This window comes from Proteus sp. G2626, assembly GCF_009915985.1.
Lineage (GTDB): Bacteria > Pseudomonadota > Gammaproteobacteria > Enterobacterales > Enterobacteriaceae > Proteus > Proteus vulgaris.
Map to the genome: position 1 here is coordinate 1 of NZ_JAABNH010000029.1, position 23,038 is coordinate 23,038.

At 38.7% G+C, this 23,038-nt stretch carries 16 protein-coding genes and 2 rRNA genes; 4 read left to right on the forward strand and 14 right to left on the reverse strand.

Going from position 1 to position 23,038, the window contains the following annotated elements; all coding sequences use genetic code 11:
- Together GWJ05_RS16285 and rrf are read left to right on the forward strand one after the other, a co-directional pair.
- A 23S ribosomal RNA gene (locus GWJ05_RS16285) occupies positions 1–1,685 on the forward strand; the annotation flags it as partial.
- A gap of 116 nt (positions 1,686–1,801) precedes the next feature.
- Positions 1,802–1,917 (forward strand): 5S ribosomal RNA (gene rrf, locus GWJ05_RS16290).
- Between the two features lie 75 nt (positions 1,918–1,992).
- Here the strand turns inward: rrf and GWJ05_RS16295 are convergent.
- The 4 genes from GWJ05_RS16295 to GWJ05_RS16310 form a co-directional block, all read right to left on the reverse strand.
- Positions 1,993–2,340, reverse strand: a complete 348-nt coding sequence (locus GWJ05_RS16295) for a YfiM family lipoprotein (RefSeq protein WP_036938637.1) — start codon at positions 2,338–2,340, stop codon at positions 1,993–1,995.
- A gap of 127 nt (positions 2,341–2,467) precedes the next feature.
- Entirely contained in the window at positions 2,468–3,826 is a 1,359-nt protein-coding gene (pssA, locus tag GWJ05_RS16300; protein ID WP_161681558.1) for a CDP-diacylglycerol--serine O-phosphatidyltransferase, read from the reverse strand.
- Between the two features lie 187 nt (positions 3,827–4,013).
- Positions 4,014–6,674 carry a bifunctional acetate--CoA ligase family protein/GNAT family N-acetyltransferase gene (locus GWJ05_RS16305; RefSeq protein WP_036938631.1) on the reverse strand — a complete coding sequence of 887 codons (2,661 nt, stop codon included), beginning with the start codon at positions 6,672–6,674 and terminating at the stop codon, positions 4,014–4,016.
- A 46-nt stretch (positions 6,675–6,720) separates the two neighbouring features.
- On the reverse strand, positions 6,721–7,404 hold the full coding sequence (locus GWJ05_RS16310; protein ID WP_036939097.1) for a tRNA-uridine aminocarboxypropyltransferase: 684 nt from the start codon (positions 7,402–7,404) through the stop codon (positions 6,721–6,723).
- 231 nt (positions 7,405–7,635) lie between these two features.
- Between GWJ05_RS16310 and GWJ05_RS16315 the strand changes: the two genes are divergently transcribed.
- Complete coding sequence (locus tag GWJ05_RS16315; RefSeq protein WP_036938628.1) at positions 7,636–8,760, forward strand: tRNA/rRNA methyltransferase; 1,125 nt, start codon at positions 7,636–7,638, stop codon at positions 8,758–8,760.
- A 92-nt stretch (positions 8,761–8,852) separates the two neighbouring features.
- On the opposite strand, the gene emrB is transcribed toward GWJ05_RS16315, so the two are convergent.
- From emrB to GWJ05_RS16355, 8 genes are all read right to left on the reverse strand, one after another.
- Positions 8,853–10,370 carry a multidrug efflux MFS transporter permease subunit EmrB gene (gene emrB / locus GWJ05_RS16320; RefSeq protein WP_036938624.1) on the reverse strand — a complete coding sequence of 506 codons (1,518 nt, stop codon included), beginning with the start codon at positions 10,368–10,370 and terminating at the stop codon, positions 8,853–8,855.
- A 15-nt stretch (positions 10,371–10,385) separates the two neighbouring features.
- Positions 10,386–11,564, reverse strand: coding sequence for a multidrug efflux MFS transporter periplasmic adaptor subunit EmrA (gene emrA, locus GWJ05_RS16325; RefSeq protein ID WP_036938621.1), 1,179 nt, complete (start codon positions 11,562–11,564; stop codon positions 10,386–10,388).
- 192 nt (positions 11,565–11,756) lie between these two features.
- Positions 11,757–12,284 carry a transcriptional repressor MprA gene (mprA, locus tag GWJ05_RS16330; RefSeq protein ID WP_087802748.1) on the reverse strand — a complete coding sequence of 176 codons (528 nt, stop codon included), beginning with the start codon at positions 12,282–12,284 and terminating at the stop codon, positions 11,757–11,759.
- Between the two features lie 492 nt (positions 12,285–12,776).
- Positions 12,777–13,985: an MFS transporter gene (locus tag GWJ05_RS16335; RefSeq protein ID WP_036938616.1), complete on the reverse strand. Its 1,209-nt coding sequence runs from the start codon at positions 13,983–13,985 to the stop codon at positions 12,777–12,779.
- Positions 13,986–14,152: 167 nt separating this feature from the next.
- Positions 14,153–14,560: a hypothetical protein gene (locus tag GWJ05_RS16340; protein WP_036938613.1), complete on the reverse strand. Its 408-nt coding sequence runs from the start codon at positions 14,558–14,560 to the stop codon at positions 14,153–14,155.
- Between the two features lie 10 nt (positions 14,561–14,570).
- Positions 14,571–15,902, reverse strand: coding sequence for a phosphatase PAP2/dual specificity phosphatase family protein (locus GWJ05_RS16345; protein ID WP_161681506.1), 1,332 nt, complete (start codon positions 15,900–15,902; stop codon positions 14,571–14,573).
- 108 nt (positions 15,903–16,010) lie between these two features.
- Complete coding sequence (locus GWJ05_RS16350; RefSeq protein WP_036938606.1) at positions 16,011–17,780, reverse strand: bifunctional alpha/beta hydrolase/class I SAM-dependent methyltransferase; 1,770 nt, start codon at positions 17,778–17,780, stop codon at positions 16,011–16,013.
- Entirely contained in the window at positions 17,777–18,412 is a 636-nt protein-coding gene (locus GWJ05_RS16355; protein WP_036938605.1) for a CDP-alcohol phosphatidyltransferase family protein, read from the reverse strand. The genes GWJ05_RS16350 and GWJ05_RS16355 overlap by 4 nt, the downstream gene beginning before the upstream one ends.
- Positions 18,413–18,960: 548 nt before the next feature.
- Between GWJ05_RS16355 and GWJ05_RS16360 the strand changes: the two genes are divergently transcribed.
- On the forward strand, positions 18,961–21,294 hold the full coding sequence (locus tag GWJ05_RS16360) for a TonB-dependent hemoglobin/transferrin/lactoferrin family receptor (protein ID WP_226905402.1): 2,334 nt from the start codon (positions 18,961–18,963) through the stop codon (positions 21,292–21,294).
- Positions 21,295–21,388: 94 nt separating this feature from the next.
- On the opposite strand, the gene GWJ05_RS16365 is transcribed toward GWJ05_RS16360, so the two are convergent.
- Positions 21,389–21,739, reverse strand: a complete 351-nt coding sequence (locus tag GWJ05_RS16365; protein ID WP_036938603.1) for a hypothetical protein — start codon at positions 21,737–21,739, stop codon at positions 21,389–21,391.
- Positions 21,740–22,027: 288 nt separating this feature from the next.
- Positions 22,028–23,023 carry a glycine betaine/L-proline ABC transporter substrate-binding protein ProX gene (gene proX, locus GWJ05_RS16370; RefSeq protein WP_087802737.1) on the reverse strand — a complete coding sequence of 332 codons (996 nt, stop codon included), beginning with the start codon at positions 23,021–23,023 and terminating at the stop codon, positions 22,028–22,030.
- Positions 23,024–23,038 lie beyond the last annotated feature (15 nt).

A 23,038-nucleotide genomic window follows, 5' to 3' on the forward strand; every position in this document is an offset into this window, starting at 1 on the left:
CTGTGAGGTATGCTGGAGGTATCAGAAGTGCGAATGCTGACATAAGTAACGATAATGCGGGTGAAAAACCCGCACGCCGGAAGACCAAGGGTTCCTGTCCAACGTTAATCGGGGCAGGGTGAGTCGACCCCTAAGGCGAGGCTGAAAAGCGTAGTCGATGGGAAACGGGTTAATATTCCCGTACTGGTGGTAACTGCGATGGGGGAACGGAGAAGGCTAGGTTGTCCGGGCGACGGTCGTCCCGGTTCAAGCATGTAGGCAGAGTGATTAGGCAAATCCGGTCACTTAATGCTGAGGTGTGATGACGAGCCACTAAGGTGGTGAAGCAATTGATGCCCTGCTTCCAGGAAAAGCCTCTAAGCTTCAGGTTACCAACAATCGTACCCCAAACCGACACAGGTGGTCAGGTAGAGAATACTCAGGCGCTTGAGAGAACTCGGGTGAAGGAACTAGGCAAAATGGTGCCGTAACTTCGGGAGAAGGCACGCTGGCGGTAAGTGAAGTCCCTTGCGGACGGAGCCGAAGCCAGTCGAAGATACCAGCTGGCTGCAACTGTTTATTAAAAACACAGCACTGTGCAAACACGAAAGTGGACGTATACGGTGTGACGCCTGCCCGGTGCTGGAAGGTTAATTGATGGGGTTATCCTTAGGGAGAAGCTCTTGATCGAAGCCCCAGTAAACGGCGGCCGTAACTATAACGGTCCTAAGGTAGCGAAATTCCTTGTCGGGTAAGTTCCGACCTGCACGAATGGCGTAATGATGGCCAGGCTGTCTCCACCCGAGACTCAGTGAAATTGAACTCGCTGTGAAGATGCAGTGTACCCGCGGCAAGACGGAAAGACCCCGTGAACCTTTACTATAGCTTGACACTGAACATTGAGCCTTGATGTGTAGGATAGGTGGGAGACTATGAAGTGTGGACGCCAGTCTGCATGGAGTCAACCTTGAAATACCACCCTTTAACGTTTGATGTTCTAACCTAGGTCCATAATCTGGATCGGGGACCGTGTCTGGTGGGTAGTTTGACTGGGGCGGTCTCCTCCTAAAGAGTAACGGAGGAGCACGAAGGTTGGCTAAGCATGGTCGGACATCATGCGGTTAGTGCAAAGGCATAAGCCAGCTTGACTGTGAGAGTGACGGCTCGAGCAGGTACGAAAGTAGGTCTTAGTGATCCGGTGGTTCTGAATGGAAGGGCCATCGCTCAACGGATAAAAGGTACTCCGGGGATAACAGGCTGATACCGCCCAAGAGTTCATATCGACGGCGGTGTTTGGCACCTCGATGTCGGCTCATCACATCCTGGGGCTGAAGTAGGTCCCAAGGGTATGGCTGTTCGCCATTTAAAGTGGTACGCGAGCTGGGTTTAGAACGTCGTGAGACAGTTCGGTCCCTATCTGCCGTGGGCGTTGGAAGATTGAGAGGGGTTGCTCCTAGTACGAGAGGACCGGAGTGAACGCACCACTGGTGTTCGGGTTGTCATGCCAATGGCATTGCCCGGTAGCTAAGTGCGGAAGAGATAACCGCTGAAAGCATCTAAGCGGGAAACTTGCCTCGAGATGAGTCTTCCCTGTCACCTTGAGTGACCTAAAGGAACGTTTAAGACTAAGACGTTGATAGGCTGGGTGTGTAAGCGTAGCGATACGTTGAGCTAACCAGTACTAATGAACCGTGAGGCTTAACCTGACAACACCGAAGGTGTTTTATCTGAGAGACGAAGAGTAGATAAAGTAGGCTTGTTTAAGATTGATATTACTGGCGACTAACCGAAAGGAAAGAAGCGGGTAATAAAACCGAATTTGCTTGGCGGCCATAGCGCAGCGGTCCCACCTGATCCCATGCCGAACTCAGAAGTGAAACGTTGTAGCGCCGATGGTAGTGTGGGGTCTCCCCATGTGAGAGTAGGGAACTGCCAGGCATTAAATAAGACGAGAAAGCCAACCCACTGGGTTGGCTTTTTTGCGTTTAAGGTTTTTAAATAAAAGTTACAAAGTTACTTTAATTGTTGATAAAGTAATGAGCCTGCCGTCGCGCCAGCAACATCATAAGCAAAATCATGCCAACTCCAACCTGTTCCTTCGGGTCTACTATCATAAAGCTCTTTTGCTACTCCCAAACTAATCGAAAACGATAGACCTATTAATACACCTTCTTTATGGCCATAATTTTGATGTTCTGCATAAGCATTCGCACCCGCTGATGTCACCATAGAAAATAAGAAATGCTGAGCTTTATCTTTGCCTTTCCAATTGTCATTAGCAAAATGAAATGATCGACAACCTGTTAAAGCTATTATTGATAATAAAATAATAGCAGAACTATATTTGAGCTTTAGTTTCATAAAATAAAAGCCTTATTACGGACAATTGATGTTCTTAAATAAGATACATAGAGTATAGAAGATGATTATTGATACAAAAAAGCCTTACTAATATTAAGCAAGGCTTCGGGGGGAGGAAGTGTTAGTGTTAAAGTATACGGCTAATTAATCTATCAACACGAATACGTCGTAACCGTTTGATCAATTTTTTCACTTTAAGTGGGTAAAGTTTAATACTTTCTAGCTCTTGGTAATGTTTTATAATACGTGTTTTTTGGCGAATATAGGCTAGCTCTTTATGCCGTTGCTCATGTAATTCATGTTTAGGATCATGAATTAATATCGCATTTTCTAAATCTAATCCCCATGCCCGTGGGTTAAGATTATTACCTGTAATCAATTGCCAATTATCATCAACCCACACACCTTTTAAGTGATAGGTATTATCACTGTCTTTCCAGAGTCTTACTGTTAATTGGTCATTATCAATAAACCGTTGGAAACGCTGGGTAAATTTACGTAGATTGATCTCATAGAGATAAGGCAGGGCACCAATAATTTTAAACGGCTCTTCAGGTGGGATATAAAAGTCATTTGCCGTTTTATCACCAATAATAATTTCGACTTGTTTGCCATTTCTTAATAAATGGCTGATTTGACGAACAAGGATCGCAGGTAAATTAAAATAAGGTGTGCAAATAACTAATTTTTCTTCTGTAGAAGCCATTAGGTGAGAAATGGTCTTATTTAAGATATTTTTCTTACCTAAACCTACTAAAGGCGTTACTGCTAATTCATGATTAGAAGCATTGGCTTTAATATCATAGCCATCACGTGTGCGTAAATTAAAACGAAATTGGCGTATGCAATTTTTTATTTCAGCACAACGAACTCTATCTTTAATATCAAGACGTTGAATAGCTTCAGATTGCAGAAGATCACTCACAATAAATTGTTTCATTGTGGTCGCTAATTCACTATTTTGAATAATGTGATATCGGTCATAGCGATATTTATCTAGCTTATGCAAATACACATTATTAATACTTGCACCACTATAAATAACCGTATCATCAAAGATAAAGCCTTTAAGGTGTAACACACCTAGCGCTTCACGGGTATTAACAGGGATCCCATAAATAGGGAGCTCTATACCAGGGTGTTGCTGTGCAACATGGTAATACCAATCTGCATTTGTCGCATCAGCAGAGGCACCAATACGCCCACGTTGAGCACGGTGCCAGTCAACAATAACGGTAATGGATAATTCAGGACGTTGTTGTTTTGCGGTGTAAAGCGCATCAAGGATCTCTTCACCAGCCTCATCGTGCTCTAAATAAAGAGCAGTAATAAAGATCTCTTTTTTTGCTTGAGCAATATATTTCAATAAGGTGCTGCGAAACGCGGACGTCTGATAAAGCGTTTCAACATCAGCAACTGACTGAGCTAATTTAGGCAGTTGTGCAAGGTGTTGTTGATGCTTAGCAAGTTTTAGTTTAGACAACATCACAGTGCTTAGTTCTCTTGTTTATGATGGCAGATGGAGCCATCGTCCATGTGGATTTTCTTTAACCGATCTTCTGATCATAACATTAGTTATATGGGATGTACGCATAAAATCATCTTATATAGCTAATTTATCAAAGGATGTGTGAATAATCACACAACAAAACTTTCCCTTATGATGATAGTGCTTACACATTTTTTGGGGCATCAAGAAGTAAGTCAAGATTCACTATTCCTTCATCAAACTGCACTTCTACTGAAAACCCTAACTTCTTCGCTAAACTTATCATGTTACGATTTTCAGGCATGGTTATGGCGGTTAAACGTTTAATACCATGCTCTCTAGTATAGTTGATAAGTTTAGTCATAAGTTGATGACCTAGAGTATTCCCTTTTAAATCAGATCGCACAAGGATAGCAAATTCAGCATGTTGATTATCTGGATCTGCCATTGCGCGGGCTACCCCAATGATTTCCGGATTTTTTTCTGGATTTCGGATAGCGACAAATGCCATTTCTCGATCGTAATCAATTTGAGTCATATTTGCGAGATCGTCATGAGTAAACTCGCTGATCTCACTAAAATAACGATAATAAAGATCTTCTTTTGTCACTTGGTTAATAAAGGTTTTTAGTAGCGGTTCGTCTTCAGGCAAAATAGGGCGAATAAAACAAGGATTGCTGTCTCTTAGGAAAAATGTTTCTTCTAATTCATTGGGATAAGGACGGATTGAGAGCCTTTGATGTGGATCACCTTGTAGTGGTGCTAGCTCCATTGCGACATCTAATAATGTAAAATCATTACCAGAAGCTAGTAGTGGGTGAATATCTAACCTAACAATTTGTGGGCAATCTAAAAGTAGATGAGAAACCTGCACTAAAAAATGACTTAAACTTAAAATATTTAGAGGCTGTAAAGCGCTTCTTGGCTGTATTTTTCCACTTTTAATCGCATTAATCACTAAATAACGGGCAAGAGCCATATTCAGCGGTGGTAAAGCAACAGCAGCCTTAGTTTCAATTTGCCACTCAACGCCTCCCTCACCTAATAAAATTAACGGACCAAAAATCGGATCTTGCTCTATAGCCACTCGCAGTTCTTGAGAGCCGGCTCGATTTGCCATACTTTGCACTAATAAACCCTGAATTTGAGCCTGAGGGTAGAGTTCTGAGACTCGTTCGATAATAGCATGGGCCGCAGATGATACTTCAGAGCTATCACGCAGATAAAGCATGACACCTTGAACTTCAGATTTATGAGGAATATCAGGGGAACGCAATTTTAGTGCAACAGGATAGCCAATTTTTTCAGCTATACTCACCGCTTCTTGTGCATTATGAGCAATCCAAGTAGGGAGTGTATTGAAACCATAAGCTTCCATAATAGGCTGAACTTGGTGTGTATCTAATCGATATTGCTTATTCTGTAATGCCTTTTCAATGCAACGATGTGCTTGTTGTGTATTCATTTTGACATCTAAAGGCAATGCGGGTGTTTCTTTTAACTGTTTTTGATTTCGACGATATTCCACCATATGCATAAATGCAGTAACGGCACCTTCGGGAGTACGATAAGTGGGAATACCCGCTTCACTAAATAGTTTTCGTGATTGTTGAGATGAATATTCTCCGCCCCAGTTAGTGAAGACTGTAAGCCATTTACGTCTTGGGTGTTTATTTATGGTCTCTATTACACGTTGCGCGGTTTCAATGCTCGGTGCAATGGCACTTGGGGTATGAATAAGTAATAAAGCATCATGATCATGGCTATCTAATAAGCAATTGAGCGTCGCAATATAACGCTCAACCGTTGTATCATCACCCAAATTTAGTGGATTACGGATGGTATTTTCTGCTTGGATAACACTTTGTAGCTTTTGTGTCGTTTCATCGGTAAGTTGCGCCAGCTTTCCTGAATGCAAAAATAGTTCATCTATCGCCATTGCCGCAGGTGCAGAACCATTGCTCATAATCATTAATTTTTCGCCTTTTAAGGGCGTCATATAACTTAAGGTTTCAACGGCGGAAAACATTTCATGGGTATCTTGTACGCGCAATAAGCCTGCGCGTTGAAATGCTGCATCATAAGCAATGTCATAACTCGGTGTATCACCCAATAGCAGTTGAGCTTTTTGGGTTCGACCACTTTTTATGACCAAAATAGGTTTATTACGTGACGCACTTCGAGAGGCAGACATAAAACGGCGAGCATCTTTAATATGTTCTAAATGCAATAAAATAGCGCTAGTTTTGCTGTCTCTTGCTAGAAAATCTAGTAAGTCATCGACTTGTATATCTTGGTTATCTCCTAAGGCAATAAAGTAAGAAAACCCAATATTGCGATAATAAGCCCAATCTAAAATCGTATTGGCGACAGCCGCTGATTGTGAAATAAAAGCAAGTTTTCCTTTTTTAACAGGGAGAGGTGAAAAACTGGCATTTAGTCCCTGCCAAGGTGCTAAAAGGCCCAGGCTATTAGGGCCTAGTAAACGGATATGATATTGCTGGCAGAGTGATGTTATTGGCTGAAACTGTTTAGGTTGAGCTGAAAGAACAATAACAGCCTTACAACCTGATTCACCTAATTGCCTTAGCAATTCAAGATTACGGTGATGATGAGTACAGATAATGGCTAAATCAGGAACTTGAGGTAACTTATCAATAGACGGGTAAGTAAAAACACCAGAAACAGAACCACGAGAAGGATTAATTGGAAACACGGGACCGTTAAACCCACCACTGAGCAGGTTTTTCATCATAGTAGTTCCTGCTCGACCTAATTTTTCAGAGGCGCCAATGACTGCAATAGATTTAGGACGTAATAGTGCTTCAAGACCTCGTTGGCTCATATCCACTCCAGAGTTTCATTATCAACTGCTATTCAATGTAGCTGATTTACTCTTCTTTTGCCTGACGTCGATCTGGTTTTCCAAGTAAATATTGTTGACGAAAGTAACTAAAATGAGAAAAAAGTTGTTGTGAGGCTTGAATATCGCCGACATTCTCTAAAATAGAAGCGGCTACTTCTGCTGTACAATGTTGATCTTCTCTTGCTGCCTGGCGAAGTACATACTCACATTTACTTGTTTCATTTAAAGAAAAGAGAGGTAATGAATCGAGATAAGGGCTTTTACGAAACATTTTGCGAGCTTCACTCCAAGTGCCATCAAGGAGGATAAATAAAGGTGGTTTGCTATTTGCAGGGAGTTGGTTATACACAATACGTTCATTTGACGCATAACTTTCAGGAAATACAACATATGCTTGTCTATCAGGGGTATTTATTGCCTCTAATAAGGCTTGTTCAGGCGCTGTACGAGACCATAAAAATGCTAATGTATTGGGCAAAACATCAGCGATAAGCTTTCCTGTATTGCTGGGTTTCATCACTTCTGTATCATACATCAGTAAACAAAATTGGCTTTTTGCTGATTGATCGACGATTGTGTCACAAAGACACTGTTTTTCAGGCAGTAAGCAAAAAGTACAACGTTTTGTACGAAAACCTCGTGCTTTAAAAGGGCGAGTTGAAATTGAGAGTCGATATTGACGAAGTCGAGAAACTGCATTGTCACGCATAACAGATTGACCAATACTCATAAAAAAGAAGCGAATATTATCATGTTCAAAACAAACAAACTATTCGATGTATTTTTATGATAAAAATCATATTGATATACCAGCTTAGTATGATATGAATTAAATTATCAATTGTTCCTGATTAGTTTATCGATTCCTGTGCGTGATTCTCTCGGTGACAGTTGCTAAACTATCATGTAATCTGCGCCCCTATTGCAGTTGGAGAGACAAATGAACGATTCTTATGAAGGTAAAAACGGCAAAGTAAAAGTGATGTATGTCCGTAGTGAGGATAATGCCGATAATAAACCTAAAAAACCATCCCGTCGTCCTGAAAATGGTCGTGGTGATAGCCGTGACAACAGACGCGGTGATAACCGTGACGACAAAAATCGTGATAATAGACGTGGTGATAACAAATTTTCTCGTCGTGATGACCGCAGTGCAGGTAAGCCTTCAGGGCGTGGCGCATCACGTAACGAATCGAAACCTTCTCGCGATAGCGAAGGTGGACGTTTTTCTCCATGGAAAACGGTTTCTCGCCCTGTTGGTGAAGAAGCAATTAAAGAGCATGATGGTATTACAGGTAAGAGCCAAATCGATCCTGAACAGCTTCGTCGCCAACGCTTAGAAGAAACGCGTATTTATGGTGAAAATGCTTGCCAAGCAATGTTTAAAAATCGTCCTGATGCGATTGTACGTGCTTGGTTTTTACAAGATGTTACACCACGTTTTCGTGATGCCTTAAAATGGATGGCTGCAAACCGTAAAGCTTATCATGTTGTTGAAGAAGAAGAGATGGTCAAAGCCGCTCGTACCGATCACCATGGTGGTGTGTGCTTCTTAATTAAAAAACGTGTGGGTCATGATGCAGAAGCTTATCTAAAAGATGCGCCTGAGAGTGATTGTGTGTTAGCACTGGAAGATGTGGGCAATCCACATAACGTAGGTGCAATTATGCGTAGTTGTGCACACTTTGGTGTGAAAGGGGTCATCTCGCCTGATTCTGCGGTATTAGAATCTGGTGCGGCTGTTCGAACCGCAGAAGGTGGTGCTGAATATATCCAAGGTATTGATGCTGATAATTTTGCACAAACCTTAGATAAATTTAAAAAAGCAGGTTATACGCTGGTGGCAACATCAAGCCATAAAGGGAGTGTGCCATTATCAAAAGCACAATTGCCAGCGAAAATGGTGCTTATCTTAGGCCAAGAAAAAGATGGCTTAAGTGAAAGTACGCTAAATCAAGGTGATATGAGCATTTACATCGGTGGTACAGGACATGTTGAGAGCTTAAACGTTTCTGTTGCTTCAGGGGTATTATTAGCAGAATGGTGGCGCCAGCACCAAGGCTAATCGCTTTATTATTTTAATAAATGATAAAAAATCCCGCTTAGTCATGATGATTTAAGCGGGATTTTTATTTATAAGGCCGTACGGTAATAGCCTTATTTCCCAGGCGAGAATGGGGGTTTTGCAAACCAAACTACGATCATCATGACAAGGAAAATACCTGCGGCTAACCAGAAAATCTCATTGGCTGAAATAATTAATCCTTGTTCTGTAATGGTTTTCGCTAAATAGGCGGATGCTTGTTCATTTGAAAGACCAAGATCATTCATTTGTTGGAATGCCATTTGTGAATCTGGATCAAATGGATTAATTTTTTCTACCAAGGTTTCATGGTGAAGTGATTCTCTTTGTGTCCACATTGTAGTTGTTAATGATGCACCAATTGCCCCAGCCAATGTTCTTAAGAAGTTCGAAAGACTTGACGCTGATGCCATTTTTTCTGGCGGTAATCCAGATAATGTCATCGTAGTTAATGGCATAAAGAAACACGCAACCGCTAAACCTTGCCAGAATTGTGGCCATGCTACAGTAGCAAAATCCATTCCTGGCTCGAAGGTATAAGCTCGCCAATAAAAACACACAGAAAACATAATAAAACTGAAACTGATGATATAGCGTAAATCTACTTTACCACCAAATTTACCTATAATCGGTGTGATAATTAAAGGTAATAAACCAACAGATGCTGATGCTAAGCCTGCCCATGTTGCTGTATAACCAAAGACTTCTTGTAAAAGCAGTGGCAGTAAAACAATGGTGCCAAAATAAATCATATAGGCGAGGCTGAGTGTGACACACCCAATGGTAAAGTTCCGACTTTTAAAGAGTGAAAGATCTATCACCGGATGATCATCTGTAAGCTCCCACACAATTAAGAAGCTAAGCGCAACCACGGCCACAATGGTGAGCACAATAATTTCTGTTGAGTTAAACCAATCAAGCTCTTTACCTTGATCGAGCATGATTTGTAAAGCACCTATGCCAACAACGAGTAAAACAAGGCCTATGGTATCAATTGGCTTAATTTCAGTTTTTGTTTCTCGCCCAGCTAAGGTGTTTGTGATACACATAATAATCAACACACCAAACGGAACGTTAATAAAGAATATCCATCCCCAATGATAGTTATCGCTAATATAGCCACCTAAAATAGGCCCTAAAATCGGAGCCACAACAATGGTCACAGACCATAGCGCAAGTGCCATATTTCGCTTAGCGGGTGGATAGTTATTCAATAATAAACTTTGTGATAAAGGGATCAGTGGCCCGGCAACTAATCCTTGAAGTACACGGAAGAAAATAAGCATTTCAAGACTTTGTGAAATACCACAAAGCCAAGACGTTAACGCAAAAAGCGCTGTTGACCACATAAAGAGTCGAACTTCACCGAAGCGTTTTGCTAGCCAACCTGTAATTGGAATGGATATTGCATTTGCCACACCAAAAGAGGTGATAACCCAAGTACCCTGAGAGTTAGATGCACCGAGGTTTCCTGCAATAGTTGGAATAGCGACGTTAGCGATTGTAGAATCGAGAACTTGCATAAAAGTTGCCAACGCAAGTGCGATGGTCATTATGGCAAGTTTTCCACCTTGTAATGGCTCTTTGATCACCTTTACACCTCGCCTTTATTGTCCTGCATTTTGTTCAATAATTTCATTGATCAGTTTATTTATTTCTGACATATCAATCGTTAGAGCATCAGTATGATAAGCAGGTACTTGGCGTTCGCTGTGCGATAGTACTTTTCCATCGAGGTTAATCGTGTCAACGGTTACTTCAGAAGAAAGGCCAATACGTAGTGGTTTTTCTGCTAATTCTTTTTCATCTAATGAAATACGAACAGGTAAGCGTTGAACGACTTTTATCCAATTGCCACTTGCATTTTGAGCAGGTAATAATGAGAAAGCACTTCCAGTTCCCATATCTAAACCTAATACAGTGCCATGATAAATCACTTTTTTACCATAAAAGTCGGTAGTGATTTTTGCTGGTTGGCCGATACGCATATTGGCGAGTTGGGTTTCTTTAAAATTGGCATCAATCCACATACCTGTAGTGGGAACAATCGCCATTAATGGTTTACCTGGTGATACTTGTGCGCCAACTTGCACGCTACGACGTGAAACATATCCGTCAGTCGGGCTTAGAATTTTAGTGCGTTCTAAAGCGAGCCATGCATTACGAACATCGGTTGATGCTTGTAAAACAGAGGGTTGTTGTGCAATGGGCGTATTCAAGATAATCGCTTGATTAGCATTGTATTGTTCTTTAGCAACTTCTAATGCAGCTCTTGCCGTGGAAACCGCTTCTCTTGCGTGTTGAAGCTCTTCTTTACCAATCACATTACGTTCACCCAACACTTCACGGCGACGAAGGTCATTTTGTAATTTAGTGAGCTCGGTTTCGCGTAAAACGATGTTTGCTTTTAATTGACGACCATTAATGATTTGCTGATGCATTTGGCGAACACTGTTAGCTAATGCTGTTTTTGCTTTTTCCAATGCCAGTTTTTCATCACTTGAATCTAATAAAACTAATGGTTCGCCTGCTTTGACAAAATCGGTGTTATCAACATAAACGGTAGTTACTGAACCAGAAATTTGTGGCATTACCATTATTTGATTGCCAGTAACATAAGCATTATCAGTTGTTTCATGATGCCTTAATACCATAAACCAATAAGCGGTGTAAGCCACTCCAGCAAGAATAAATAGAATAGTTAGTAACAGTAGAACATTTCGGCGAGTTCGTTTTTTATTGCGAATGGGAGCCTGAGGGGGGGTATTTTCCTCATTAACACTCATTTAGAAGATCTCCATAAAACCAGAAAAACATCATTAGATATGTTTCCAGTATTGAAACTGGAAACATAATTATAAGGTCAATCTTAGAATAATGATTAGCGTGAAGGTAAATTATAAATGCTAATGGGTAAGTATGTTTGCCGTTTTATGGCGTAAATAGGATTAGATCAATAAAACTATTTATTGTACTACTTATTCACACCCGTTCTCAGCCAAAGTATCTAATTGTAATAACAACTTACGCATGAGCGCTTCAAGTTGTTTTTGTTCTGCTTGATCTAAAACAGACCAGATTTGTTTTAAACATTGATGCTGTGGCGGTAATAAGCTATTTAAAAACTCTTCACCTGCATCAGTTAAGTGGAGATGTAAACAACGACGGTCATTATGACTTTCACGACGCTCAATCCAACCTTGTTTTTCAAGTTCATCGGCAATACGTGTTGCATTTGTTCTTGAAGAACCTAGCGCAGCACTTAGCTCTGAAGGTTGAATACTTCGATTTTCTGTCGTATCTAAAATCATTAGTGCCATAAATAATGTCTCGTTAATACCTTGAGACTTCAGCATATTATTACGACTTTCAAGAAGTTTGCTTTGAACATGCATAGAAAGGCGAGTTAACAAAATTTCTTGATAAGGAATATCTTTGTTAAGTGATTTCTGTTGTGTAGCGCGAGTGTTTAGTAATTCTTCTGTTGGCGTAAATGAGCTTTCCATTTTTAGACACCTTGTTAGTTTCGAAAATTAGGATAATGCTGTTATCAACATGTTAAATGGTATATTAAACACACAATTTAGCAATTTTTATTATTTATAGTCACTATGTTTTTTTGATTATGTTACCTGATTCATAAATTTTTTGAATGATAACATAAAAAAAAGGATAGGTACTTATCTCTTTGCAATAAGTTAGTAAAATCAATTTATCACTTATCTGACAATGAATAGTAGTCTATTTGCGAAAAAACGGATCGTTTTTTACGATAAAACACGTAATAAATTTATTTTTACTGCTAATGGTTACCATGATGATAATAACGATTTTAAATTATCGCCAATGTGCTTTATTGGTAAGATTGATATAATTTTCTTAATAAAGAATGGGATGATGATATACATCAATAGTAATCACGCTGTTAAAACATTCACATTTTATTCTGATTAGAGTGGGATTGTAGGAATAATATAACCCTTCCGTGGGCCTAAAGATTATTCAGCATGGATGATTGGATCATTTCTATAACCTAATAACCAAACAATAAGGCCTATAACGGCAATAACTAATCCAGCAATAGAAACTCCCATCCATCCGTATTGATGATAGGCATAACCGGATAATAAAGAGCCTAATGCCCCGCCAATAAAATAGCTTGTCATATACGCTGCGGTCAGACGGTTTCTCGCATCAGGTAAAATACGATAAATGGTGCTTTGATTCGTGACATGTACTCCCTGAACAGCTAAGTCTAGCAGGACAACGCCAATAATAAAGCTGATGAGCCCAACCCAGTGATAATAAGGTGCAATAATGATAAAACCCCAAGAAAGAAGGAGAATAACTAATCCTATTGTGGTGGTTTTCTTACCTTTTCCTTTATCAACTAATACACCGGCTTTTCCCGCCATCAATGCACCCGCGGCCCCCACAAGACCAAACAATCCAATCACTGCATCAGAGTAGTTAAAAGGATCTGATGCCAGCAAAAAGGCCATCGATGTCCACAATAAACCAAAGTGAGCAAAAATTAGTGCACCAATTAATGAACGAGTTCGAAGTACAGGGGTTGTAACAAATAATTTGAAGATAGAACCTAATAATTGAACGTAATTTAAGTCTGTTTGACTTTTATAAGTAGGTAAACAGCGCCATAACGTAATAGCTAAGATTGTTAGAAAAACACTCGCAACCCAAAAAATACCTTGCCAATTTGTAAATGATGCCATCAGCCCAGACACTGTTCTAGCCAGTAAAATACCCAATAAAAGGCCACTCATAATCGTGCCAACAGCTTTCCCTCGTTGGTGTGGTGCAGCGAGAGTGGCTGCAAAAGGAACTAGAATTTGGGCGACTACAGAGAACATACCAGAGAGCGCGGTACCAATTAACATTACCCAAATGTTCGTTGCCATAGCGGTAATTAATAGCCCACTGGCTGAAATTAATGTCATGGTAATAATGAGTGAACGGCGTTCAAAAATATCTCCCAAAGGCACCAATAGCATCAGTCCTACGGCATAACTGAGTTGCGCCGTGGTAACAATAAATCCGGCTAATGTCGCTGATATATGAAAATAATTTGCGATAGAATCAAGTAGAGGTTGTGCGTAGTAGTTACTGGCGACAACCATGCCTGTAGCAACGGCCATGAGCAGAATAAGGCCTTTACTAAGTGATGTTTGTGGGGCGGTGTTTTCCATAATACTCATAACAAATCATTTGTAAGGTTAATGATAGTAACATGAGTCATTTTTTTGAGAAAAGAATTACTGTGATAAAAATGTTCAATTAATTTGATATAACTCTTTATATTTAATTATTATAACATATTGTTTTATGTACTAAATAACATTATTAATAGTGCTTTTTAATAACTAAAAAGGGTAATAAAGAGAGTAACTAGGTTCCATATCCATTGAATTGAAATGCCAATTATTGCAAAAGAGAATAGGCGCTTCGTTCCTAGCCAGCGAGCTTCCATTGTTTGTTTTTGGGGGCGTTTAGGAAATAGTGTAGAGAGGCTTTTATCAAAGCTAACATCATCTTGATAGCGATATAGAGCTTGAAAAAGATGACTATCAAGCCATAAGCGAAAAAGAGAGTATTGGGTTAATAGAAACAAAACGGAAGCAACAAAAAAAGCCAGTTTATTATGAAAATGAAGGCTAAACACAGGCCATGTACTCAAATAAGGTAAAAGTGATAAAAACAGTAAATAACGCCAACTTTGTGTTAAAGAGCCAATTACTTTGCCACTAGTTTTAGTTGTTAACATGGTTGCCTCGTTATTTAATGTGCTGAAAATGTGAATACCAATTTTGTAGCGCCTCTTGTGTTTCTGGATTTAAAATAACGTGAGGACGAGCTTGAGAGACTTTTTTTATCGCATCCTCTAATGTCGCTACTGTGCCATTATAAACTAACCAAGCAACAACAACGGTTGCACTACGCGAATAGCCTAGTTTGCAATGAATATAAACAGTTCCAGCTTGATTTAGTTGCTCCATTGATAACATTGCTTTGTTAATATCATCTGGAGATAAAGGCAATAAATCGATTTGGGGTTGCGCTAAATAAAGCTTATTTTGACTAAATTTATTTCTTGGCCATTCACAGGTTAAATCAAAGACCGCATTGGCGTTTAATTCGTAAAGAGGGCGACCACCTAATAAAATGCCTTCAGTGACTAAACTTGGTGTTTGGCACTGTTTTAAATAATAACGATAAGTACACCATGCAAAAAAGCGATAAGGTAAGAGGATTATTCGTGCAGAAAGGGGAATTTCACCTTGTGTGTTTTTTTGAAAAATAGAAGCGCCAGCGCCTAAATAACCTAATGTCACAAATGTTAATGTGATTGCAGGCCAGAGAGCAAACCAAAAAGGCCCTTGTAACACAAAGGCTAACAAATAGAACACAGTCGCAGATAATGCATAGTTTTTGGCAATACGCAAACTGCGTTTACTGCCAGTAAAATGCCATCTCCAACGTGAACTTATTGGTAATAAATAGCAAATAAACACACCAGCACCAAAGCCGGTAATAATATCAATGAAATGATGTTGCCACGTTGTGAGTACAGAAATAGCTATTAACAATGACCATAAATTTAAAAAACACTGCCACGATTTAGGTGTATGGGCACGGAAACGTAACCAAATAATCCACAATAAAATAATGTGTAAAGAAGGGGCTTGGTTATAAGGTAAATCGAAGCCTTCTAATTGGGTAAATAACCAACCAGAAAAGCCCTCTGTTGTTGGGCGAATAAAACTAAATTTTAAAGGGAATAATAAAAAACCGGCACAGGCTATAAGAGAGGCAACAATTAAACGCACTCCATGTATAAATTGTTCTCTTAATGTTGTACATATAAGTAGGGAAATACCATAAGCAATATTCACACTCCAATAGGGAATGATTGTCCACGGTAAAAAGGGAATTGCCTTTTCCCATGAATAAACAAAAGAAGGAATATTAGATAAGGTGGAAGTGTAAGTATTGACTTGCATATAAGTTAAATAGAAAAAAGGAGCTAGAAATAACAGCCATACAATCCCAGCAAGCCAGATATTTTTTCTTGATGATGTTATTTGAGAGCGCTGAGTTCCCTCCATACTAAATTTCCTTTTTTGTTTATCGTTTTTTCTATTTTTACAGTTTGCTTAAAATTATCGCTATATGGCAACATATAGCGATAATTCATTTAGCTATAGCGTATTTCGTTAGCGACGTTTTGCTATAGATACACTAAAAATACCCCAGTGATCAATTTGTTGATCGAGCTTTTCAAAACCCGCTTCATCCACTAGTGCATCCATTTCACCTTGACTGCGACAACGCATGATCCATGGTTGGCCATTTTGGTGACTAGGTAATACACGGGCAATCATTTCAAGTTGAGGGTGCCAAGGCTGACAAGTGTAAATCAGTAATCCTCCACTTGGAATTGCTTGTGATAATCCTTTTAAAGATGTTTTTAGCAGATGATTTTCAGGGAATAATTCATAAAGTCCACTCACGATACCTAATGTTGGTGATGGTGAAACTGCACTTAGGCTTTCTGCATCAAAAGCGTTACCCTCTTCAAAACGTACTTTATCTTCTAAATGACGTTCTTTTATGGCAATTCGGCCTTGTTCAACGTTAATAGCGCTATAGTCGCGCATTAAAATTGAATCGACTTTAGCATAGTCATTAATTGCATCAAAAAGATAGCGACCTTGTCCTGCAGCGATATCCATAATATGCACAGGCATATTATTTTGTATTAATTGGCGAATTGCATAGCGGATAGTATTTTCAATATTGATTTTACGTTGGCGAATGCCTTGCCAACCAATACTATTTAAATATTGTCTATCAACAACCCGACCAAATAAGCCTTTCCCTTGAGGCTGATTACGATAGACATAGTCCAGCGTCGATCCGGAATCAAAACCTTTATCGTAACCTAGAGCAACACCTTCAGATGCTTTACCTAAAGTACTCATCGAACGACTAAGCACTTTGTAATAGAGTCTTTTTGGACAATATTTAGGAAGTGGTGTCTGTAATGCGCGATAAACATCTGCACTATGGCTCCAAGTATCTTCATGTTGGTAATCATGTTGATAAAGTGGTTGTGCAAATAAAGTTTCAATAAAACTGCGCATTTTATTGATAGGAATAACTCTGTCTCTCTCACCTAAAGTGTCGTGGTAAAAGCCTGGTAAGACATGTTTTTCTTTGATAGATGTATTTAAACGTTCATAGAAAAGATGTTGAGGATTAGCGTGAACCACATGATCATTGCCTGAAATAAATAATTGTGTTGGTAAAGTAATTGCACTTGCATCTTCAACAACACGATCAGCCGTTTTATAAAGCTCTAATAAAATATTGACGGCAATAGGGCGAGTGATCAGCGAGTCTTGGTTAAAAGAGTCGATGCGACTTTGATCATGAGTTAAGTATTTGGCTTTCACGTATGAATTAACATAAAAGAGCCCGCGAGCTTTTTGCATCAAGGCAAGACCTGTGCGTGCAAAAGGGACATATAATTTCACTTTAAATGCAGGGGAAGCTAACACCATACCGCGGATCTTAGGGGCATAATCGTGTACCCAACCAGTAACTAAAACGGCGCCTACACTTTGACCAACAACCAGAATATTCTCCATTGGAATATTATAGTTGGATGAAACGTAATGAACGAATTCGTCTATATCTTTTATTGAAGTTCCCATTGATGGGCTATAACCGCGAGCACCTTGATTTTTACCATGTCCACGAGCATCCCAAGCAAACATTGAAAAATCAGGAAGATCTAACTCATCCACTAGATGAGAAACACGACCTGAGTGTTCATGGCCTCGGTGAAATAAAATAATTGCTTTTGGTTCAGTGGTAATTTGAGCAGGCCAATGGCGATAATACAAAGATGTTTTATCGCTGGTGGTAAATTCAGACTCAAACATATTCCTTTGAGTTTGATATTGCGGTTGTTGATTCATAACGATGTATCCTTATCTTTATCTGTCATCGTTGATTCTTTTAGTGCGCGATGAATTCGGTGATAACAAGTCAACAAAAGTAATAAATTAATAATAATAAAAAGATAATGCGTGTTTTCTGATAATGTCAGGGAAGGGAATAATCCGATAAAAAAAGCGATAGCACCGAAAATAAAGGCTCTATCACTTTTTCCCATCGGGCCATCATAACGACGAGACGCATGAATAGTTTGGGCAAGCACGCCTAAAAACTCAGTCATTATCATTAAAAAGAGTGCCAGCATGATCCACCAATAGGCTTGTGGAAAAATAAAAGCAAAAGGGAGATAGAGTGCAATATCTGAAATAACATCGCTGGCTTCATTTAATATCGCCCCAAGCGCACTTTTTTGATTATGTTCTCGTGCAAGCATGCCATCTATGGCATTAAGCGCCATACGAAAAAAGAGGACAAAAGGGAGCAATAAAAATAAATGGGGATAAGGATAAAGCAAAAGTAATCCACCAACAGCAATGGATAACAGTAAGGCAAAAAGTGTGACCTGATTTGCTGTGATCCCTTTTGTGAATAACTGTTTTACATAAGGGCGTAAAAGAGATTGAAACTTGGGTTTTAGGTCATAAATTGTCATGACGCATCCTTGTGTTCAAAAGTGCGTATATTACCTCATATTATTTATTTTATTATTAACTGATTTTTATCTCGTTGAATATCATTATTTTAATTGTTTAATTTATTCAATAATTAAAAGAGAATGTGATATTTGAAATTTACTTGAATTAATAATTAGATAGCTGATTAAATAAAGAAAAAGAGAAGGAGTATAATGATAATTATCAGATTGTTCTGTGTTTTTCTTATCATTTCTCTTTATAATTGATTAAATTTTCTTTAGTAATTTTTATGTAATCATGATTCGTTAAGCAAATGAAATGAACTAAAAATAGGGATAAGTTATTTCCTCATAATAACCAATGAAATTAGTTTAATTCATTATAAATATTATTTTAGATGAGATTTAAATCTAACAAGAATGTATCAATAGTGTAGTTATCTGTATTGAGTGATAAATGCAAAAAAACTAGATAATGATAATTATTATCATTATCATAATTGGCGATGTTAGTTACAGCTCTAATCATTTATCAAACCAATAACCATATAAAAGATACGACTATTATGATCCATTTCTTAGCAAAAAATGATGCTTATCGTCAGGGAATTGGGATATTTTCATTTTCATCATCAGCGATTGCATTATTATTGACTTCACTTACTTCGTTAAATAGCTATGCGACTGAAAGTGTAAAACCAGAAATAACGACACCGGCTAAATCTGATATATCTATACAATCAAAACCGCGTGAGAATATTATTATTGAGCCTATTTACGTGATGGGGGAGCTTAATTCGAGTGTTGATGCTGGGAGTACGGTTCTGACACTAAAAGATATTGATCGAATTCAGCCTAATAATATTGCAGAGCTGGTGGACAAATTACCCGGAATTTCATCTTCTGGTTCCCCAAGGCCTGGTGGTCAAACATTGAATATCTGGGGGATGGGTAATCCTGAAGATATTAAAATCACACTTGACGGTACGCCCAAAACCTTTGAAAAATATCGTCAAGGTTCAATTTTTATTGATCCCGAATTAATACGTCGCCTTGATGTTGATAAAGGCCCTCATAATATTACTCAAGGTAATGGTGGGTTTGGTGGTTCAGTAAGAATTGAAACCAAAGATCCCGATGACTTATTATTACCCGATCAGAATATTGGGATGTTTTTAAAATATGGTCACCATACAAACGATAGACAAAATCGTTATAGTGGTGCGGTATACGGTAAATTACTTGATGGGCAAGCAGACGGATTATTCTATTTTAACCGTCGTGAAAGTGATGATCTGAGACGTCCTGATGGAACTAAATTTGGTTATTCACAATCTGATCAAGATTCTTTTTTAATTAAAACCAATATCTACCTAACCGAAGCACAAACATTAACGTTATCAGCATCGCGCTCAGAAAGTGATGGCTGGACACCTTGGGCGGCTAAACGTGATGAATTAGCTAAACCTAGTCAAGCTGACGTAGATAAATATGGCTTTGATGCGGCGATGAAGCGCAAATTAGTTTATCGTGATCAAAAAGATGACACCTTCAGTGTGAAATGGAATATTCAGCCAGTTGATTCCGATTTAATTAATTTAACACTGACTTATGGTTATTCAAAGACAAAACAGAATGATAACCGCCCTGAGAATGCAAGTTCCTATTTTAGTAGCAGTATGGGAAATCAAAGCTGGGTTGATTATCGCAATCATCAAATTGAAATTAAGAACGAAAGCACCCTTATGCAAGGTGCTTTAGAACATAAGGTATTAGTGGGAACACGCTGGCATCGTAATGATCGTGATGTTTTAATGTTTACACGAGATAAAGCGAAAAATCCAAATTATAATTATGGTTATTATGCTCCACCTTATATGCCTGAAGGAACGCAAACGACAACCAGCTTCTATCTTCAAGATTCAATAAGTTATAGAAATCTGACGATAACACCGGGAGTGCGCTACGATATTGTTAAAAACAAAGGTAAAGGTAGTCGAGCTATTACCTATCAAGATCCTGATCCCTATTATGGTCATGATTACTCTGATGTAACCTATCGAGGGGCAACACCTCATTTAGGTTTATTATGGAAAATGAACAAGAATTTCAGATTCTTTGGTGATTTAACCTATACATGGCGAGCACCATTGATTGATGAGCAGTATGAAGTACAAGGAAGTATTTCTAGCTTAACAGGCACGAGCCGTCATCTAGACAAGGAAACAGTAAGAGCTACACGGATTGGCGCAATTGCAGACTTTGAAAGTGTTATTCAACGAGAAGACCAACTGCAGTTAAGAACAACACTGTTTGATACTCGAGGTAAAGACGAAATCTTCCGTCGTCGCGGTGTTTATTGTGAAAGCCAAAAGGTGGATGGACATAATAGAAATTGCCCGCCTTCCATCGGTAACTACCGTAATTTACCAGGTTACCATATTCAAGGACTGGAAATTGAAGCCTTTTATAATAGCCCTAATGTATTCGGTCGTTTAGCGTATTCAACAATGAAAGGAAAACGGGATCAATCACCACGTGATCCGTGGTTTGGTCAGAAAACATGGATTGCTGAAATTCAACCGGATGCTTTACATGCCACAGTTGGTGTAAAAGTCCCTAGTATTAATATTAATATGGGGTGGACTGGTGATTTTATTGGTGCTCAACGACGTTCACCAACAGATGCTGATCCTAATGCCACTTATTGGTCTCTACCAAAAAGTAAAGGTTATGCAATCCATGGTTTATTTGCGAATTGGGAACCGTCTTTTATAAAGAATACGGAGGTGCGTTTTACTGTCGCGAATATATTTAACCGTGATTATTATCCTTATTTAGGGGAATCAGTTTCAGGTGTAGGACGCGACTATCGATTTACTGTGGTAAAACGCTTCTAATATTAACGCCAGTTGATATATACGTTAAAAAAATAAACCCCATGATAATATGGGGTTTATTGTAAATTTAGAGGTCAATACCCAATATATTGAATCAATAACCTTGTGATGCAGAAGTTGCAATCATTGCCATCATGGTAGTGAAGAAGAAAATAAAGAAAATAACAGCCATAATGATGCTGATAATAAAGTAAATAAAGCCCGCTCTATTCCATGTTTCTTGTACTTTCATAAAGGTTTCAACAGAATCGTAGTCACCCTTCTTCCATGCCCATTCATTACCTTTAATACCACAGATAAAAATCCAGATAAGATTAAGTAAAGGAACGAGTGCTAATAATGGAAGATAGGATTTATTGCCAAATCCCCAAATAATATTAAACATGAAAGCCCCCCAGTTCCAACGTTTAATTTCTTCAGGTACAGGTTTGTTAGTATAAGACACAATTTATTCCTTATCTAAATCTTCAATATGAGAATGAGCATGCCAAAAATGGCAACTGGAGAAAAAAATAATCATAATTGAAGAAATGAGTGAATGAAAGAAAGGGAGATTTAAGTGTTTAATAAGGAGAATAATCTTAACTATAGAATAGTGTTAAAATGATTTTTTATTGTATAAATGTATTTTGTTTAATGATGTATAATTTTAATTATTTATAAAAAAACAGACCACAATATTGTAGCCTGCTTTTAGTTATCATCTTTTTAGATTATGTGTTATTTCATCATATTACTTTGCTGCACTTCGAGCTTGTTCAACCCAGCCATCAAACGTTTTCTGATGGGCTTTGATCCATGCATTTGCATGACGCTCAATATCAGCTTGTGATTTTTGACCATTATGCATACGCAAATTCTGCGCATTGATATCGGCAACAGACATTTTCATGACTTCAAAGAGTTTTGCTGCTGCTGGATTATCTTCTGCCCACTTTTTATTTGCAGCGATATGCATGGTGCTTGGTGGAAAACCGTAGTTTTTCCCATTTGCCAATGTGGTGTCTGTTTTATCATCACCGGGTAAAGATGAGAACGGTACTTGTAACCAAACAACATCTTTACCTGGCTTTAATACATCACTTATCCAATATGGCGTCCATGTATAATAGAAGATAGGTTTACCTTCTTTATAGCGAGTAATAGTATCTGCCATCATCGCTGCATAGTTACCTTGGTTATGTGTAACCGATTTTTCTAAATCATAGGCTTTTAAATGATTATTGATAGCTTCTTCACAACCCCAACCCGGGTTGCAACCTGTTAAGTCGGCTTTACCATCACCATTGGCATCAAAGAGTTTGGCGATTTTAGGATCTTTAAATTGCTCAATATTGGTAATGTTGTATTTTTCAGCCGTTTTCTTATCAATTAAGTAACCTTGAGCTGCGTTAACGACATAATCACCTTTACGATAAAAAGTGTTATCGCCACCCGCAGCTTCATATTGTGAGTTATGAAGTGGAACCCAACTTACGGCCATAAAGGTGGCATCACCGTTGGCGATAGAGGAATAAGCAACATTGTAATCGACTTCTTTAATCGGTTGAACCGTGTAGCCTAATTGCTCTAGTGCTTTGTTAACGATTAAGGTTTGAAAGGTTTCTTCAGAAATCGTACTTTGCACAGGTTGAACCGAAATCCCTTTTCCAGGTAAATCAGCAGCGGATAACTGGGTGCTTATCAGTGTGGCGGACAATACGGTTGCCCAGATAACTGGATTACGCATAGTTTTTCCTTCTGT